The organism is Pseudomonas sp. SDO5271_S396 (assembly GCF_054071795.1).
The window spans coordinates 63,132-80,450 of the sequence record NZ_JBSVWB010000015.1; the positions used below are offsets into that span (position 1 = coordinate 63,132).

Genomic DNA, 17,319 nt, shown 5'->3' on the forward strand with positions numbered 1-17,319 from the left:
GGCCAAAAGGGTTACCAAACGATGACCGTCGCCACAGGCGCTTGGCCGTGGCGTGGTCTCGAAACAGAGGATGGCTAGGAACCGCAGGGGTAGATCGGCGTTGTGAATAATTGTGAAACCGGATCAGTCCCGCTCAAGAATCCGCCTGGCCACCAGGAATTCGCGCACTCGGTTCAGCAGCGGTCACGGCACGGCACTTCCCTCTGTCGACGCATTCAACGCATCCAGTTCGGCCTGCTTCTTGTGCAGTTGAATCTGCGCATCGATCAACGCACCCTGTGCCTTGAGCAGGCTGGCCTGGTTCTCCAGCGTGGTGATTTCCCGTGGCTGAACCAGCGCTTTGCGCGCGTTGAGCAACGCAACCTGCGCGTCGGCAACAGCCTTGTCGTCCGCCAGTTCGCGCAGTTCTCTGCCGTTCGAATAGAGCTTGATGGCGGTCACGGCGTCGAGGCCCGAATTGACCGTTTCACCGATGGCGACGGCTTCAGCACGAGGTTTCTTGTAGCTCATCGTGATCAGGCTGCCGTCCTCGTTGAACGAGGCCGACAGTTCATTGTTGGTGAACGGGCCGTTGCGCAAGCCCAGCGAGGCCAGGTGCCCCAATTGTGGGATGGGACGTTCGTCCGTGACCAGCACGGCCGGGTCAGTGCTGCTCAAGGCGTGGCATTGCTCGGGGTTCGGGATGCCTTGGGTGTCTGACAGGTAGCGACAGATACGCAAACGTGCCGGCAGCGGGGTTCGGTAGAGGATGCCGCAGCGCTGGTTGCCGTCGGCGGTGCAGGTGGGCGTGGCGCCCAGCGCCAGGGGTGCACGTGCCGATGAAAGCGTGTGGGCGGTGATCAGTACATCGGTGGCTTGCAGACGTTTGATGGTCGAGCTGATTTCATCCAGCGCTATGGGATTTTCCCAGACTGCCTGCACGGCTGCGGCAATTTCGGCGCGCTCGGCCGCACCAGGCTGGCCGGTGCCATCGCTCCAGCGAGCTTGCGCCTTGACGGCCTGATTGCAGTCGAATGTGAGATCAGGCCCGAGGGTATGCACGAGCCAACGCGACTTTCCGGTACGGTCACTGGACAACGAGCGCAGTTGCACAATGGATTGAGGTGATGTGGTACCACTCACCGCATCTACCAGACTGTTATAGACACCGTTGATTTCCGAGGCGGCTGGCGTAGCAGGTTTCTCCCCTCTGCATACTTTGAACCCCTGGGCGTGCCGGGCAGCCAGGACGGGTCGGTCCGTGGAGGTTTGTCCTGGCACGTAAGTAAACCGGGAGACCACTGTGATGTCATCCAGCGCCTTGGTCAGTGCCTCGCCTGCCGCCGCCTGCGATTCCTTCGCCAGCATCTGTGCACGCTCCAACTGGGCAGCCTGGTTCACCAGCGGGCCTTTGCGGGTTGCCACCGGGTGCTTTTGATTGAACGCCTTCAGCGCTTCATCGGCCTGTGTAAACGCCGCATCGCGGTCCTTGACGGCTTGGCGCAACGCCGGCATGGCCGCTACCTGCGCGCTGGCGCCGACACTGCAAGCCAGGAAATAACTGCGTCTGGTCAGGCCCGCCGAAGTCGCGGAAGGTGTCGGCAAGCCGATGGCTATCTTGCCAATGCTCACCACCGCCTTGAACGCCTCTTTGGCCACATCGGCCGTGCGGTCATCCACTTTGGCGTTGACCGACTTGATGATCCCGTTGGGGTAACGTTCCAGCTCAAAACTGGTGATTTTGGTAAACGCCGACAATGCCTCGACATCAATCACCACCTCCTGCCCGGCAACAGTACGTGGCGTGATGGTGGCACGGGTCTGGAACTCGATCTGTCCGACCGCATCAGGGTGATGCTGATCCGCAAGGATGGGGCACTGGGTCAAGGTTCGCTTCACCTCGACGTCGTAGTGAAGCTCCGGCAGATGATAAGTCACACCCTGTGTGATACCCGTGTCGGAGGGCGTGTGTGATTGCAGGTTAGTCGTGCAACTCGCCGTGGTGACGCATGCTGCAACCGCAAAAGCCGTTCCGAAATGGCGCATGTCACTGTTCCTCCTGGGTGGCTCGCAAGTAATTTTCCGAACGAATGAATTCCTGGAGATCGCCCAGCGCCACCTCAACGGTTTGCCCCGGGGTATAACGCGAAAAGCCGCCAGCGGGGACATTCAACTCGTCGCGGACCTCGACAAACACTTGAAAGTCATCCCCTGGCGACGCCATTGAAGGCGCGAGCTGGTCATGGCGGAAGCACCACAAACCGCCGGAAGCACTGCGTTTGAGTGCAAAGATGTGCTGTCCGTCAGTGGCCACGCCGCAGTCGATTGCGCCCTGCACATGCAGATCGCCTGTGAGCTCGACGTCTCTGGGTGGGGCGTCACTGTTCGCGGCGTCCTTGACCCGCAGGCGCAGATAGTCCCGGTTGAACAGCAGCGCCTTTTCGATATTGACCCGCGAACGTGAATAGACCTGCGCGGGCGACTGATCATTCGCCGCCACTGCGCGCGGCTTACCGTTATCCAGTCGAAGCACGCCTTCCAGGAGATCACCGCTGATCAACAGGCGGCGCTTGATGCCCTTGGCGTCCAACCCGTGACGCGCCAGCAGCGTCGCGGCAAAACTCACCAGTGCGGCGGCCTGGGAGGTACCACTGAGCAAGTCGACTTGCTCGCCATCCAGCGTAGAAGCAACGTTGCAACCCAATGCCGCTATATCCACGCGCGAGGCGCTGTAGTTGCTGAAGGGGGTCAGGTAGCCGTAGCCATTTTCTGCGCCGACAGAGATCACATTGTCGTTTCTGTCCCCGCCCAGGCTGGCCGGAATGAGTGAAGGGTCATTGCCGTATCGGCTACTGACATCCCTTGAGTCGTTTCCGGCAGCCACCACAAACAGGGTCTTGCGGTTGTCGACGATGACCTTTCTCAGCTTCTCGTCCTGCCCAGAGCCGTAACGGACACTCATGTTGACGATTTTCGGCTGGCTCAGGTCGACCCGGAACATGGCCTCGTCAAGTGCGATTCGAGAGACCCGCTGGGTACCGGCTGACAGCGGAATTACCCGCAAGCGCAGCCAACTCTCCTGGTCACCGGAGACAAACAGCGTAGACACGGGGTCCATCCATTGCCCGCCGATGACCGTGCCGGTCACGTGCGTACCATGCCCGGCAATCGCGCGCGGCGCATTCACCTCAGCCAGGCGGATCAGCGGTTGCAGGCGGACCTCATCAGAGATCGCGACCGGGGTTTCCAGCTCCTCCTCGCCGTTATTATCGCTCAGCTGAAACAACGGTTTGGGGAATTTACTGGCAAAGGTCAACTCGGCACCCGTCAGGTGAGCCGCGCTGAAGCCATTGTCCAGCACCATGACCGTCACGTTGTTCAGCGACTTTTTATAAGCGTGGTGCAGCACCGACAACCGTTGCCTGATCCTGGCCGCATCGAAGGGTGTGGCCTGGCTGCCAACGCAGTCAGGCAATGCCACACCGGCATCGCTGACGGCGGTCACGATCTCATCGGCCAGCTTGGGCTTGACGGTCACCTTCTGTGCAGCGGTGCGCGAATCCCCTTCGAGCTTGACCGACAGTGCGGTGAGGTTACGTTCGAAATCGGCCCGGTCAACGCTGGGCGTGAAGGTGACAGACTCGGTGGCGAAAGGAAGAGGTACCGTCTCTCCGGGCTGCACATCGTCAATGTTGGCACGCTGGAAATACGCCTGCATTTCACGGGCCGACCCTGCCCGGCCAATACGCTCGACGAATTTGCCACTGAGCGTTCGATTGGGCTGCACCACAAATTCGCTGTTCGTGTCTCTGATGTAAAAACACGCGGGCCAGTTAAGTGTGTATGCCTTGTCGCCCATGGGTTTGCGCATGTCGAATGTATCGGGCAGGCCATTGCGCTGGCGCCATACCGCTTCATATTCAGGCAGGTTTTTCCCGCAGAGCAGTTCGATGACGCCTTGTGCACTCACTTGATGGGCTGCGGGATAAGTCGCGCGATCCAGCAGCCGGGGCTCGGCATGGGTCGCGACGTAGTTCACCAGCGCATCGGGCAGTTGGGCGCGGGTTGCACGAAACGTCGAGGCGTTATCCGGTTCAATGGCCGATGCGTGGAACGCAGGGCTGGCCAGGAGGCCTAATAGCGTGACGATATGGCGCTGGCGCATGCCGACTCTCCCTGTGTGGCTGCGGCGGGCGGTTTAACCATCACATGGGCGCCGGGATTGGCCTTTCTCCAACAGCCCAGGAACGTGGCAAACCGCGCGGTGGACAACGCCGCGAAGTACGACACCACGGTGTTTTCGTCTACATAGGTTCTGGAGGCGACGCCCCGAATGGTACGGGCACCGCCAGGCTTCATCGCGTTGACGCCACTGAACGCAGGCCCTCCGGAGTCACCCGCACACAATGCGCTGCGGGTCTTGCCGTCCGACTCACTGGAGAAGGTGTCTGCCTGCAAGCCTTTGACCTTGAAATCACCCACGGCCAGGGTTTTATCCGGTTCTGTTTCGCTGATAGTGCCGGTAGACGGATTGAACACCCATGAGACACAACCGTAGCCCGCCACCAGCAACACATCGTTTTCAGCCACTGCCCGCAGATCCAGCGTGTCCCAGACCACGTGCAGGAACGTGTCGGGAACCTTCCCGGCGTAGGGCTCGGCAAGGCATAGCGCATAATCTGCGGGGTGGCGAACGCTGGGCATCTGCTTCGTATCCAGATAGGCCGGATCCACCGAGCATCGATACGTGAACGGGCCAATGCGGATGGGTGAGGCAAACCGGTTATTGTCCAGCACCACACAGTGAGCGGCGGTCAACAGTACTCCCTTTCCAACGAAGGTCGCCGTACAGGTCCCCCCCTCACTGATTGCAATGGACCGCCAGTCACCACTCTTTGCAGGGCTACCGTTAAATACTTGAATGTCATTGTCGCTCAGCGCTCGGGGTGCCAGCCTGAAGCTGATCGGGGTGTCTTCCTCGCCGGCGTCGGTGGCGAACGCCAACAGTGACGCGCAAGCACCCGAGAGGACCAGACAGGCGAACCGCCCCCATCGCCTGGGCCAACGCAATCTGCGTCGAAGTGAACCATACCCATCCATGCGAGCGGCCTGTGATTGCGTCTTGACATCACCAATATAGTTGCACCCGTTGCCCTGTCAAACCGCCCCGAAATCCCTGGTTTTCGATGCGGCGATTGCCTTTATTGCAAAACGGTCTAGCCGTCCATTCACCCGCCCATACCACGTTATCTACGCTCACCAACGTGCCAGGAGGCGCGGTGAAGAGTCCACGACGGACCGGCAATCTCCTGGCGCCTGATGCCAAGGAGATAACGATGAGAATGGAACCCCATCGGCCCCGGCCATGGTTCGGCTGCGCGCTGTTCGGCGCCTTGTTGAGCCCGGTGGTTGTCGCGGCCCCCACGCTGTCCACGCAGATACCCTTCGATGTCACGGCGACTCCGCCGTTTTCCCTCACCAGCCTGCAGGAAAACTTCGATGAAATGTCCTGGCAGACGTTCATCGCGCTGAGCTGGCCTGCCTTGCCCGATGGCAACCCCAATACCAAAGTACAGATCGGCCAGCAGGATGCGGCCACGGTGTGGGAAAGCTACCGGGAGAGTTACCAGATATTCCTGCCACAAGGGCAGAAACCGCAGCCTTACCACGCCCCCGCCGCCGTGCCGAAAGCCTGTGAAGGCAAGGGCTCAGGGCGGTTGCTGCAACAGATGGGCAAGGTGCCGGATGTGCTCGATGAGTTTATCCAGCCCTTCGAAAGCGGCCCGCTGGTGGACCAGAGCGGCGTGTACACACGCAATGAAATCGTGGTGAACCAGTCGATGTTCGACGGCATCGTCAACAACGGGCTGTATAGCATCCAGGGCCAGCAGGCGTTTTTTGCCGCCAGCCCGACCAACGCCGTGGCGTTCAGTTGCGGCAACCCGAGCACCAGCGAGGTCGGCTCGCTGATGGTCAAGGCGTCGTGGAAAGTGCTGGACGGCAACGACAAGCCTGAAAATTTCCACACCGTCGATGCGCTGGTGTACACCCCCGGCAACAGCGACCCGAGCAAGGGGCCGGTGGTGGCCGAGTCCTGTACCGCCGAACCCGTGGGGCTGGTGGGCTTGCACATCGTGCACAAGACCACCAGCGCGCCACAGTGGGTGTGGTCCACCTTCGAGCATGTCGACAACGTGCCGGAAAAAACCACGCCGCCCGCCGAGCGCACCGGGCCGTACCTGTTCTATAACGCCAGCAGCCAGGCCGAAGTCAACCAGCCGCCGCCCCGGCCGTGGAACCCGGCAGTGAAGGCCACGCCGTCGCAGATCGTGCGAGAAATACCGCTGACTGACGCCACCAAAACCCTCAACACCACCTACCAGAACCTGTTGCGTACGGTGAACCCCAACAGCGTGTGGGCCAATTACCAGTTGATCAGCACCCAGTGGCCGACTCTCACCGGCCAGCCACCTTGCCAGATCTCGGCCACCGCACCGCTGGGCAAGCCGGCGCCGTCGTTCCTCGCCAATGCCACGCTGGAAACCTACATCCAGGGCACCGTGCCCCAGGCGTCGTCCAGTTGCATCGCCTGCCACGGCAACGCCGCCACCCACGTGACCCAATCGCCGCGCACCAGCTTCGCGGACTTCACCTACTTGTTGGAGCGCGCCCAATCCATCGGCGCGACAGGGAGTCAGCCATGAGTACCGACCTGGACAACTTCACCGGCCTGAGTGTGGTGCTCACCGGCATCGATCAAGAGTTGTTGGCGCCATCCGTTGACCCCATCGGCCTGCCCACCACCTTCCTTGCATTCATCGGCCCAAGGCTGGGGCAAAACGTGCTGAGTGCCCTGCTCGCCCAATACGCCACGCTCGTGGCGGACAAGGCGACCCCGCAACAGATCGGCACCGCGATCCTGATGCAGAACGGCCAGCCGGCCACCACGCAAACGGCCCTGGCGGCACGCGCGATCATGAAGCTGTGGCTGCTTGGCGTGTGGTACCAGCCGTATACCCAGGATGGGTTTGCCGTGAACCAGCAGACGGTGGTCAGCAGTGAGGCCTACACCGAGAGCTGGGCCTGGAAAATCGCCCAGGCCCACCCGATGGGCTACAGCGAGTTCTTCTTCGGCTACTGGAACGAAGTGCCACCGAGTCTTCAAGACTTCACCGGCGTGCCGGCCAGCCCCCAGACAGGAGCATCGTCATGAGTACCGAACAAGCAGACGTAGTGATCGTCGGCGCCGGCCTGGCGGGCAGCCTGATTGCCTATCAACTGGGCCTTGCGGGGGTCAAGGTGCTGGTGCTGGAGTCCGGCCCGGAAATCCCGCCCAACCGTAACCAGTACCTGGAGCGTTTCTACACCGCCACGCTGAAATCACCCGAATCGCCCTACCCGCCGGTGAGTACCCTGAGCCCGGCGCGCAACCCCGCCGAACAGAACGCGCCCCGTCCGACCATCGCCGACCTGATCAATGGCTGGAACGACCCGGACGTCAGCTACCTGGTGCAGAAAGGCCCAATGGCGTTCACCAGCACCTATGAGCGAGTGGGCGGCGGCACCACCTGGCACTGGGTGGCCACCTGCCTGCGCATGCTGCCCCACGACTTCAAGATGAAGTCGCTGTATGGCGTGGGCGTGGACTGGCCGATCAGCTACAACGACCTGCAAAGTGCCTACTGCCGGGCGGAGGCGGAAATCGGCGTGGCCGCCAATGTCGCCGATCAGGGGTACCTGGGCATCACCTTCCCGACCAACTACCAATTCCCGATGACCAGCATCCCGCTGTCGCTGGTGGACGGCAGCTTCGTCAACGCGGTGCAGGGCCAGTCGTTCGAGGGGCTGCCGCTGGTGGTCAGCCCGACACCCGCCGGCCGCAACTCCCAGCCTTACGCCGGTCGACGCGTGTGCGCGGGCAATACCAACTGCACGCCGATCTGCCCGATCCAGGCCAAGTACGACGCGACGATAACGATGAACAACGCGTTGAACACCGGCAATGTGCGGGTGCTCTACAAAACCGTGGCAAGCAAGGTGACGGTGGCGGCGGACAACACCGTCAGCGGCATCGAGTTCATCCAGTACCAGTTGGGCGACGGGCCCGCCACCGCCACAGGCGTGGCCACGGGCCAACGGTATGTGATCGCCGCCCATGCCATCGAAACCCCCAAGTTGTTGCTCAACTCCGTCAGCAGCGCCTGGCCCAACGGTGTGGCCAACAGCAGCGGCCAGGTCGGTCGCAGCCTGGCCGACCACCCGATCTACCTGGCCTGGGGCCTGATGCCCGAAGGCAAGACGGTGTTCCCGTACCGTGGGCCGGTGTCCACCTCGGGTATCGAAAGCCTGCGCGATGGCGCCTTTCGCAGCCAGCGCGCGGCGTGGCGCATCGAGATCGGCAATGAAGGCTGGAACTGGCCGATCGGCGACCCCTACACCACCGTCGCCGACCTGATCGATGGCACCAACGTCAGCCGCACCAACCCGCTGTCGCCCGGCAAAGAGCCGCCCAAGGAGCCGTCCCAGGCGCTGTTCGGCACCGCGCTGGTGCAGCAGCTCAACAACCTGCTGACGCGCCAGTTCCGCATCGGGTTTCTGGTGGAACAGGTGGAAGAGGACCCCGACAACGCCAACTGCTACATCGTGCCGTCCAGCCAATACAAAGACCGCCTGGGCATCCCGCGCCCGGAAATCCACTATGAATTGTCGGACTACACCAAGGAGGGCTTCAAGCAAGCGCGTCTGCTCGCCACCCATATCATTACCGAACTGCTCGGCGCCACCGAACTGACCCAGAACATCCCGCCCGGCGTGTTCGACTATCAGGGCGAGTCCTACTCGTTCCAGGGCGCCGGGCATCTGATGGGCACCTACCGCATGGGCGACGATCCCAAGACCGCGGTGGTGGACAAAGACCAGCGCAGCTGGGACCACAAGAACCTGTTCCTGGTAGGCGACGGCGTGTTCCCCAGCACCGGCACGTCCAACCCGAGCCTGACCATCGCTGCGCTGTCGATCCAGGCTGGCGATACGCTGTGCAACGAGCTCAAAGCCACCACCGTGCAGGTCCAGGCCAACCAGCCATGGCAAGGCACCGGCGTGCAGATCAGCGGGCCGAGCCCACGCCTGGTGCGGTATGTCAGCGGCAAATGGCTGGCCAGCCCGGTGGGTGGGATGGTCGATGGCAATGGCAGCCCGGGGTTGATCGCCAAGGCGGGCTACACCTTGCCGGGGGCCAATGAGGGCGCGCTGATCGGCCGCGTGGGCAGTACCGGCACGCCGTTTCTGGTGGGCGACCTGGGCGAGGTCCCGCCCGGCCAGACCGGTGAGCTGCAACTGTGCATCAACGATGACCTGGAGGGACGCTACGGCATCGGCCTGGGAGACAACCAGGGCGCGCTGAGCGTGTTGGTGGCGTTCGGTACGCGGTAGCCATCGGGGTTGCGGGCACTCCCAAAACCCGACACTGCGCTCTCCCTGGAAAAACGCGGCGGCCCTGTTGGGGCCGCTGCGCATCCCAGCGCGGGACAAGCCCGCTCACCACAAAAAAAGCCCGCTAAGCACAGGAATGGTGCCGCCTTTTCCTGACTGAACGCCATTCCTCCGCAGCCTTTCTTTCTATATGGGCAAGGAGCGAGCACCACACGGCCCGAACGTTCCTTGCAGTATTCACAACACTCTTTTTCATCACAGCCATTGATAGGTACCTAAGGAAGCGCCCATGCTAGAGGGCTTGCCTCTGGCTTATATCATTCCGAATGATAGTTACCTTCGCTTCATTCGATTCGTGACATAGCACATCGCCGCGCATGATCCGCCCATCTCAAATACATTGGCGGATGCACCTCATGGAACAGTCACTCAAACATTTGCGCTTCCCCTTGGCGATTCTGGCCGTGGTGGTGATGAGCGCATGCGGCAAGACCCCGAACCAAGCGGCCGCCATGCCCCCGGCGAAAGTCAGTGTGGCCAAGGTGCTGGAGCAACCCGTCAACGAGTGGGACGAGTTCACCGGGCGCCTCGAAGCGCCGGAAACCGTGCAGATTCGTCCGCGCGTGTCCGGGCAGATCGACCAGGTCGCCTTCACCGAAGGTGCGCTGGTGAAGAAAGGCGACCTGCTGTTCCAGATCGACCCGCGTCCGTTCCAGGCCGAAGTACGCCGCCTTGAAGCCCAGCTTGCACAAACGAAAGCCGCCGCGACCCGCAGCGAAAACGAAGCCCAGCGTGGCGAACGCCTGCGTCAGAGCAACGCAATTTCCGCCGAGCTGGCCGACTCGCGTACCACTGCCGCCCAGGAAGCCCGTGCCACCGTCGCCGGGATCCAGGCGCAACTGGACCTGGCCAAGCTGAACCTGAGCTTCACCCGCGTAACCTCGCCGATCAGCGGTCGTGTCAGCCGTGCCGACATCACCGCCGGCAACCTGGTGACCGCCGACGTCACCGAGCTGACCAGCGTGGTTTCCACTGACAAGGTCTATGCCTATTTCGATGCCGACGAACGCGTGTACCTCAAGTACACCGAGCTGGCACGCCAGGGCCGTCGCGGTGCCACCACCCCGGTGTACCTGGGCCTGTCCAACGAAGACGGCAACCCGCACCTGGGCCAGATGAACTTCGTCGACAACCAGGTCAACCCCGCCACCGGCACCATCCGCGGCCGCGCCGTGTTCGACAACAGCAAGGGTGAATACACCCCTGGCCTGTACGCGCGTCTCAAGCTGGTGGGCAGCGGCACCTACTCGGCGGTGTTGATCACCGACGAAGCCGTGGGCACCGACCTGGGCAAGAAATTCGTGCTGGTGATGGACGCCGACAACAAGCCGGCCTATCGCTCGGTTGAACTGGGGCCAAAACTGGAAGGCCTGCGCATCGTGCGCAACGGCCTGAACAAGGACGACACCATTGTCGTCAAGGGCCTGCAGCGCGTTCGCCCGGGTTCGCCGGTCACACCGGAAACCATCCCGATGGCCAGCAAGGAAACCCTCGCGGCCCTGGCACAACAACGACAAGCGCTTGAAGCCAGCAACCTGGAGCAAGTGGCCCCGGAGAAATCCGCGCCCAAGCTGGCCAGCGTCGCGACTCCACGCGGTTAAGGGATACGACTAGAAATGAATTTTTCCCAGTTCTTCATTAAACGGCCGATCTTCGCAGCGGTGCTCTCGCTGTTGATCCTGATCGCCGGTGCTATTTCGCTGTTCCAGCTACCGATCAGCGAATACCCGGAAGTCGTGCCGCCCACCGTAGTGGTGCGTGCCAACTTCCCGGGCGCCAACCCCAAGGTCATCGGCGAAACCGTGGCCGCCCCTCTGGAACAAGCCATCACCGGCGTCGAGAACGTGCTGTACATGTCCTCGCAATCGACCGCTGACGGCAAGCTGACCCTGACCATCACCTTCGCCCTGGGCACCGACCTGGACAACGCGCAGGTACAGGTGCAGAACCGTGTGACCCGGACCCAGCCGAAGCTGCCCGAAGAAGTGACGCGCATCGGTATTACCGTCGACAAGGCCTCTCCGGACCTGACGATGGTGGTGCACTTGACCTCGCCGGACAAACGCTACGACATGCTCTACCTGTCCAACTACGCCTTGCTCAACATCAAGGACGAGCTGGCTCGCCTGGGCGGCGTGGGTGACGTGCAACTGTTCGGTATGGGCGACTATTCCCTGCGCGTCTGGCTGGATCCGAACAAGACCGCTTCGCGCAACCTGACCGCCAGTGACGTGGTCGCGGCGATCCGTGAGCAGAACCGTCAGGTGGCGGCCGGTGCCCTGGGCGCCCCGCCTGCACCCAATGCCACCAGCTTCCAATTGTCGGTCAACACCCAGGGCCGCCTGGTGACCGAGGAGGAGTTCGAAAACATCATCATCCGCTCCGGTGCCAACGGCGAAATCACTCGCCTGCGCGATATCGCCCGGGTGGAGTTGGGTTCCAACCAGTACGCCTTGCGTTCCCAGTTGAACAACCAGCCGGCGGTGGCCCTGCCGATCTTCCAGCGTCCGGGTTCGAACGCCATCGAGATCTCCAATGAAGTGCGCGCCAAGATGGCCGAACTCAAGCAGAGCTTCCCCGAGGGCATGGACTACAGCATCGTCTACGACCCGACCATCTTCGTGCGCGGTTCGATCGAGGCGGTGGTGCATACCCTGTTCGAAGCGCTGATCCTGGTAGTGCTGGTGGTGATCCTGTTCCTGCAGACCTGGCGCGCCTCGATCATTCCGCTGGTGGCCGTGCCGGTCTCGCTGATCGGTACCTTTGCGGTCATGCACCTGTTCGGCTTCTCGCTTAACGCACTGTCGCTGTTCGGCCTGGTACTGGCCATCGGTATCGTGGTGGACGACGCCATCGTGGTGGTAGAGAACGTCGAACGGAACATCGAGCTGGGACTGGACCCCTTCCCGGCCACCGAAAAAGCCATGAGCGAAGTGACCGGCCCGATCATCGCCACCGCGTTGGTGCTGTGTGCGGTGTTCGTACCGGCGGCGTTCATCAGTGGCTTGACCGGCCAGTTCTACAAACAGTTCGCCCTGACCATTGCGATTTCCACGGTGATCTCGGCCTTCAACTCCCTGACCCTGTCGCCGGCACTGGCTGCCGTGCTGCTTAAAGGTCACCATGCGCCGAAGGACGGGTTCTCGAAGTTCCTCGACAAACTGCTGGGCGGCTGGCTGTTCAAACCGTTCAACCGTTTCTTCGACAAAGCCAGCCATGGCTACGTGGGCACCGTGCGCCGCGTGATTCGTGGCAGCGGTATCGCGCTGTTCCTGTACGCCGGCCTGATGGTCCTGACCTGGCTGGGCTTTGCCCACACGCCAACCGGTTTCGTACCCGCCCAGGACAAGCAATACCTGGTGGCCTTTGCCCAACTGCCGGACGCTGCGAGCCTGGACCGTACCGACGAGGTGATCCAGCGCATGTCGGAAATCGCCCTCAAGCAACCGGGCGTGGCCAACTCCGTGGCGTTCCCGGGCCTGTCGATCAACGGTTTCACCAACAGCCCGAACAGCGGCATCGTGTTCACCCCGCTCAAGCCGTTTGACGAGCGTACGGACCCAAGCGAATCGGCCGGCGCCATTGCGGCCGCGCTGAACGCCAAGTTCGCCGATATCCAGGACGCGTACATCGCCATCTTCCCACCGCCGCCGGTACAGGGCCTGGGCACCATCGGCGGGTTCCGCCTGCAAGTCGAAGACCGTGGCAACCTGGGCTATGACGAGCTGTACAAAGAAGTGCAGAACATCATCACCAAGAGCCGTGGCGTGCCGGAACTGTTCGGTCTGTTCACCAGCTATACGGTCAACGTGCCCCAGGTCGATGCCGCCATCGACCGTGAAAAGGCCAAGACCCATGGCGTGGCGATCAGCGACATCTTCGACACCCTGCAGATCTACCTGGGTTCGCTGTACGCCAACGACTTCAACCGCTTTGGCCGCACTTACCAGGTCAACGTGCAGGCTGAGCAACAGTTCCGCCTGGATGAAGACCAGATCGGCCAGCTGAAAGTACGCAACAACAAAGGCGAGATGATCCCGCTGGCGACCTTCATCAAGGTCAGCGACACCTCCGGGCCGGACCGCGTGATGCACTACAACGGCTTCATCACCGCAGAGATCAACGGCAACGCCGCACCGGGCTACAGCTCCGGCCAGGCTCAGGCGGCGATCGAGAAACTGCTGAAAGACGAGCTGCCCAACGGCATGACCTACGAGTGGACTGACCTGACCTATCAGCAAATCCTCTCGGGCAACACCGCGCTGTTCGTGTTCCCGCTCTGCGTACTGCTGGCGTTCCTGGTACTGGCCGCCCAATACGAAAGCTGGAGCCTGCCACTGGCGGTGATCCTGATCGTACCGATGACCCTGCTGTCGGCCATCACCGGCGTGATCATCTCCGGCGGCGACAACAACATCTTCACCCAGATCGGCTTGATCGTACTGGTGGGCCTGGCGTGCAAGAACGCGATTCTGATCGTCGAGTTCGCCAAGGACAAACAGGCCGAAGGCCTCGACCCGCTGGCTGCGGTTCTGGAAGCCTGCCGCTTGCGTCTGCGGCCGATCCTGATGACCTCGTTCGCGTTCATCATGGGTGTGGTGCCCCTGGTGTTCTCCAGCGGTGCCGGTGCCGAGATGCGTCATGCCATGGGTGTGGCGGTGTTCTCCGGGATGATCGGCGTGACCTTCTTCGGTCTGCTGCTGACGCCAGTGTTCTATGTATTTATCCGCCGCCGTGTGGAGCGCAGCGAAGCGCGCAAAGCGGCCAAGGCCTTGAAGCTGGAGCCACAGCAATGAGCGTGAAATTATTCGTCCCAAGCCTGCTGGTACTGGCGCTCGCCGCCTGTGCCGTAGGCCCGGACTACAAAGCCCAGACTCCGGAGGCGGCCAACATCACGGCTGCCGCCGATGCCAAACAGTACGACCATGCCAAGTTCGAAGGCATCTGGTGGCAGCAGTTCGACGACCCGACCCTCAACCAGTTGGTGACTCAATCGCTCCAGGGTAACCGTGACCTGCGGGTAGCGTTTGCCCGCCTGCGGGCCGCCCGGGCGATTCGCGATGACGCCAGCAATGACGCCATGCCGACCATCACCAGCCGCGCCAGCAGTGACCTGGCCAAGGGGCAGATTCCTGGCCAGACCACCCGACGCGTCAACAGCGAGCGTTACGACCTGGGCCTCGACATGGCCTGGGAAGTGGACCTGTTCGGTCGCATCCAGCGCAACCTGGAGGCCACCGACGCCGACCAGCAAGCCGCCGAGGCCGACCTGTACCAACTGCAAGTCACCATGATTGCGGAACTGGTGGACGCCTACGGCCAATTGCGCGGTGCGCAACTGCGGGAAAAAATCGCCCTGGACAACCTGAAGAATCAGCAGGAATCCCAGGCCATTACCGTCAGCCTGCGCGACGCCGGTGTAGGTGACCAACTGGACGTGGAACGCGCCGACGCACGCCTGGCGGCAGTCGAGGCCAGCGTGCCGCAACTGCAGGCCGAACAAGTGCGCGAGCGTAACCGCATCGCCACCCTCCTCGGCCAGCGCCCCGACAAACTCAGCGTGGACCTGAGCCCGAAAGACCTGCCGGCGATTGCCAAGGCATTGCCGATCGGTGACCCGGGGCAACTGCTGCAACGTCGCCCGGACATCCTCAGCGCCGAACGCAAACTGGCGGCCGCCACCGCGCGCATCGGCGTGGCCAAGGCCGACCTGTTCCCACGCGTCAGCCTCAGCGGCTTCCTCGGCTTCACCGCCGGCCGCGGCTCGCAGATCGGTTCGTCCGCCGCGAACGCCTGGGCCCTGGGCCCGAACATCACCTGGGCCGCATTCGACCTGGGCAGCGTCCGCGCCCGTTTGCGCGGTGCGAACGCCGAAGCCGACGGCGCCCTGGCGACTTATGAGCAGCAAGTACTGCTGGCCCTGGAAGAGTCCGAGAACGCCTTCAGCGACTACGGCAAGCGCCAGCAACGCCTGGTTTCGCTGATCCGCCAAAGCGAATCCAGCCGCGCCGCCGCCGACCTGGCCGCCATCCGCTACCGCGAAGGCACCGTGGACTTCCTCGTGCTGCTCGACGCTCAACGTGAACGCCTGGCCGCCGAAGACTCCCAGGCCCAGGCCGAAGTCGACCTGTATCGCGGCATCGTCGCGATCTACAAAGCGTTGGGTGGTGGCTGGCAGCCAGACACCGTGGTAGCCAGCGCCAAGTAATGTAAAGAGCTCCTTTGGTTGGTCGCATCCAGCCAATTTTTAGCCCCATGGTCCATTTGGTCATGGGGCTTTTTTTTGGTTTGACTTTATTACTGAATATTACCAATACGAGTTATGCATACACATCCAGAACCCAGACCCAAAGCATTAAATAGGAAATCTCTACAGGAACTCACCTACAAAAAAACAACAACCTTAACGCTTAAAGGCAACTACGAATAAAACATATGATCTTTTTTCAATTGACGTCGAAATCAGTCAGATTTACGGTTCCTTACGCCTAGCATTTTTGCGAAGGCGACAAACTCGAGGACTAAATCATGAAAAAAGTAATGATGGAACCCACCTTGAAAAACCAGTCTAACGACGCCTACACCAACCCTCACTTTACAATAAAAATGGTCACCACCCCGCTCTACTCATTCAAACCTACCCCGTCCACAATCAAGGCTTCTGAGTGTCGGCAAAACGCGCTTAATCATTGATTTCACCGCCTGGGGGTAACACCCAGGCATCCCTCAAGTCGATATTAAGATAACAAGTAGCCTGACATGAGCACACCTATAAAAAATGGCTTTCAAACGAAGTATTCTTGATATTCAAAGACGGCACTATGTATTTGTGGGATTACAAAAACCATACTCAACATGAGATAAGTATTCAAGAAGTAGAGAGGCTAACTACGTTTTCAATGGGCAGTTGCGTACAGAATACACAACTCGATAAATCCATTTGTGAATCTGGTGTGCTACTGGACGCTAAACCTGTTGACGATTGGGGTTGGGATGTACTATCCAACATTTTTCATGTCGGGACGTCTCATCCAAATCCTCCTACCCCAGACGATCCAAAAATGTATATCGAGTACGCAAAAAGCTACTTAGCATTTTGCGAGTCCATTCATAAAGACGAACCTAATATGTCGTCAATTAGAGGGGGTCGAAAAACATTACTCCCAAAACCCATCATCAGCGAAATGGAAAAACCAAGCCTTTGGAAAACGCTTTTCGCCCGTCACACCTGCAGAGAGTTTCATGACACTTCTGTACCCTTACTCATATTCTCAACCATATTATTTGGAACTCTATCTTATAAAAAAGAGCCCGATTATGACGCGCCAACTGGCGCGCAAGCTTTCGGTTTTAAAAGAACCTCCCCTTCTGCTGGAGGGCTTCAAGCTACGGAAGGTTATATTTGGGTTAGCAATGTTGAAGGACTTGCCTCTGGGCTATATCACTATATAAGTGAGGAGCATACGCTGGAGCGAATTGAGGACCTCCCAGAAGAACCTATATCCTATTATTTATGCGGGCAGCACTGGGCTAATAATTTAGGATTTGCAATATTTTTTACTTCCAGACTGGAAAAACTCTGGTGGAAATACCCACACTCCCGAGCATACCGCCCTATGCTTATGGACGTTGGACATCTTTCACAAACCGCAAATTTACTTATAACTGCCCTAGGCTTACAACCTTGGTTGACTGGGTACTTTCACGACAAAGAAATCAACGAGCTTTTAAAGCTCAACACCCCCTCGGAACAAACCATTTTTTGGTCGGTGCCGGCTATGGAAGTGGCAGCTCCTACACTAAAGAGGTGCGAGAACTTATCGACTCTCCTCGTTAAAACAGGATAAA

At 60.5% G+C, this 17,319-nt stretch carries 11 protein-coding genes; 8 read left to right on the forward strand and 3 right to left on the reverse strand.

Annotated elements, in window-relative coordinates; translation table 11 throughout:
• Positions 1–183: 183 nt before the first annotated feature.
• The 3 genes from ACW9IN_RS13085 to ACW9IN_RS13095 form a co-directional block, all read right to left on the reverse strand.
• Positions 184–1,866, reverse strand: a complete 1,683-nt coding sequence (locus ACW9IN_RS13085) for a hypothetical protein (RefSeq protein WP_457366257.1) — start codon at positions 1,864–1,866, stop codon at positions 184–186.
• A 160-nt stretch (positions 1,867–2,026) separates the two neighbouring features.
• Positions 2,027–4,144, reverse strand: a complete 2,118-nt coding sequence (locus ACW9IN_RS13090; protein ID WP_457366258.1) for a S8 family serine peptidase — start codon at positions 4,142–4,144, stop codon at positions 2,027–2,029.
• The gene (locus tag ACW9IN_RS13095) at positions 4,114–4,983 is read right to left on the reverse strand and encodes a trypsin-like serine protease (RefSeq protein WP_457366259.1); all 870 of its coding nucleotides are present in this window, start codon (positions 4,981–4,983) and stop codon (positions 4,114–4,116) included. The genes ACW9IN_RS13090 and ACW9IN_RS13095 overlap by 31 nt, the downstream gene beginning before the upstream one ends.
• A 332-nt stretch (positions 4,984–5,315) precedes the next feature.
• Here ACW9IN_RS13095 and ACW9IN_RS13100 point away from each other — a divergent pair, with 332 nt between their 5' ends.
• From ACW9IN_RS13100 to ACW9IN_RS13135, 8 genes are all read left to right on the forward strand, one after another.
• Entirely contained in the window at positions 5,316–6,683 is a 1,368-nt protein-coding gene (locus tag ACW9IN_RS13100; RefSeq protein ID WP_457366260.1) for a cytochrome C, read from the forward strand.
• A complete protein-coding gene (locus tag ACW9IN_RS13105) occupies positions 6,680–7,192 on the forward strand; it encodes a sorbitol dehydrogenase (protein WP_457366261.1) in 513 nt (170 codons plus the stop codon). The genes ACW9IN_RS13100 and ACW9IN_RS13105 overlap by 4 nt, the downstream gene beginning before the upstream one ends.
• Positions 7,189–9,411, forward strand: coding sequence for a GMC family oxidoreductase (locus tag ACW9IN_RS13110; RefSeq protein ID WP_457366262.1), 2,223 nt, complete (start codon positions 7,189–7,191; stop codon positions 9,409–9,411). The genes ACW9IN_RS13105 and ACW9IN_RS13110 overlap by 4 nt, the downstream gene beginning before the upstream one ends.
• Positions 9,412–9,827: 416 nt before the next feature.
• On the forward strand, positions 9,828–11,072 hold the full coding sequence (mexE, locus tag ACW9IN_RS13115) for a multidrug efflux RND transporter periplasmic adaptor subunit MexE (RefSeq protein WP_457366263.1): 1,245 nt from the start codon (positions 9,828–9,830) through the stop codon (positions 11,070–11,072).
• A gap of 15 nt (positions 11,073–11,087) precedes the next feature.
• Positions 11,088–14,267: an efflux RND transporter permease subunit gene (locus ACW9IN_RS13120; RefSeq protein WP_457366264.1), complete on the forward strand. Its 3,180-nt coding sequence runs from the start codon at positions 11,088–11,090 to the stop codon at positions 14,265–14,267.
• A complete protein-coding gene (locus tag ACW9IN_RS13125; RefSeq protein ID WP_457366265.1) occupies positions 14,264–15,679 on the forward strand; it encodes an efflux transporter outer membrane subunit in 1,416 nt (471 codons plus the stop codon). The genes ACW9IN_RS13120 and ACW9IN_RS13125 overlap by 4 nt, the downstream gene beginning before the upstream one ends.
• A 320-nt stretch (positions 15,680–15,999) precedes the next feature.
• Positions 16,000–16,164, forward strand: a complete 165-nt coding sequence (locus ACW9IN_RS13130; protein WP_457366266.1) for a hypothetical protein — start codon at positions 16,000–16,002, stop codon at positions 16,162–16,164.
• A 107-nt stretch (positions 16,165–16,271) separates the two neighbouring features.
• Positions 16,272–17,318: a SagB family peptide dehydrogenase gene (locus ACW9IN_RS13135; RefSeq protein WP_457366267.1), complete on the forward strand. Its 1,047-nt coding sequence runs from the start codon at positions 16,272–16,274 to the stop codon at positions 17,316–17,318.
• The last annotated feature ends 1 nt before the right edge of the window (position 17,319 follow it).

Bases quoted from the DNA above. Each gene is read 5' to 3' on its own strand.
- ACW9IN_RS13090 (WP_457366258.1), bottom strand. From the start codon at position 4,144: ATGCGCCAGCGCCATATCGTCACGCTATTAGGCCTCCTGGCCAGCCCT.
- ACW9IN_RS13100 (WP_457366260.1), top strand. From the start codon at position 5,316: ATGAGAATGGAACCCCATCGGCCCCGGCCATGGTTCGGCTGCGCGCTG.
- ACW9IN_RS13105 (WP_457366261.1), top strand. From the start codon at position 6,680: ATGAGTACCGACCTGGACAACTTCACCGGCCTGAGTGTGGTGCTCACC.
- ACW9IN_RS13110 (WP_457366262.1), top strand. From the start codon at position 7,189: ATGAGTACCGAACAAGCAGACGTAGTGATCGTCGGCGCCGGCCTGGCG.
- mexE (WP_457366263.1), top strand. From the start codon at position 9,828: ATGGAACAGTCACTCAAACATTTGCGCTTCCCCTTGGCGATTCTGGCC.
- ACW9IN_RS13120 (WP_457366264.1), top strand. From the start codon at position 11,088: ATGAATTTTTCCCAGTTCTTCATTAAACGGCCGATCTTCGCAGCGGTG.
- ACW9IN_RS13125 (WP_457366265.1), top strand. From the start codon at position 14,264: ATGAGCGTGAAATTATTCGTCCCAAGCCTGCTGGTACTGGCGCTCGCC.
- ACW9IN_RS13130 (WP_457366266.1), top strand. From the start codon at position 16,000: ATGAAAAAAGTAATGATGGAACCCACCTTGAAAAACCAGTCTAACGAC.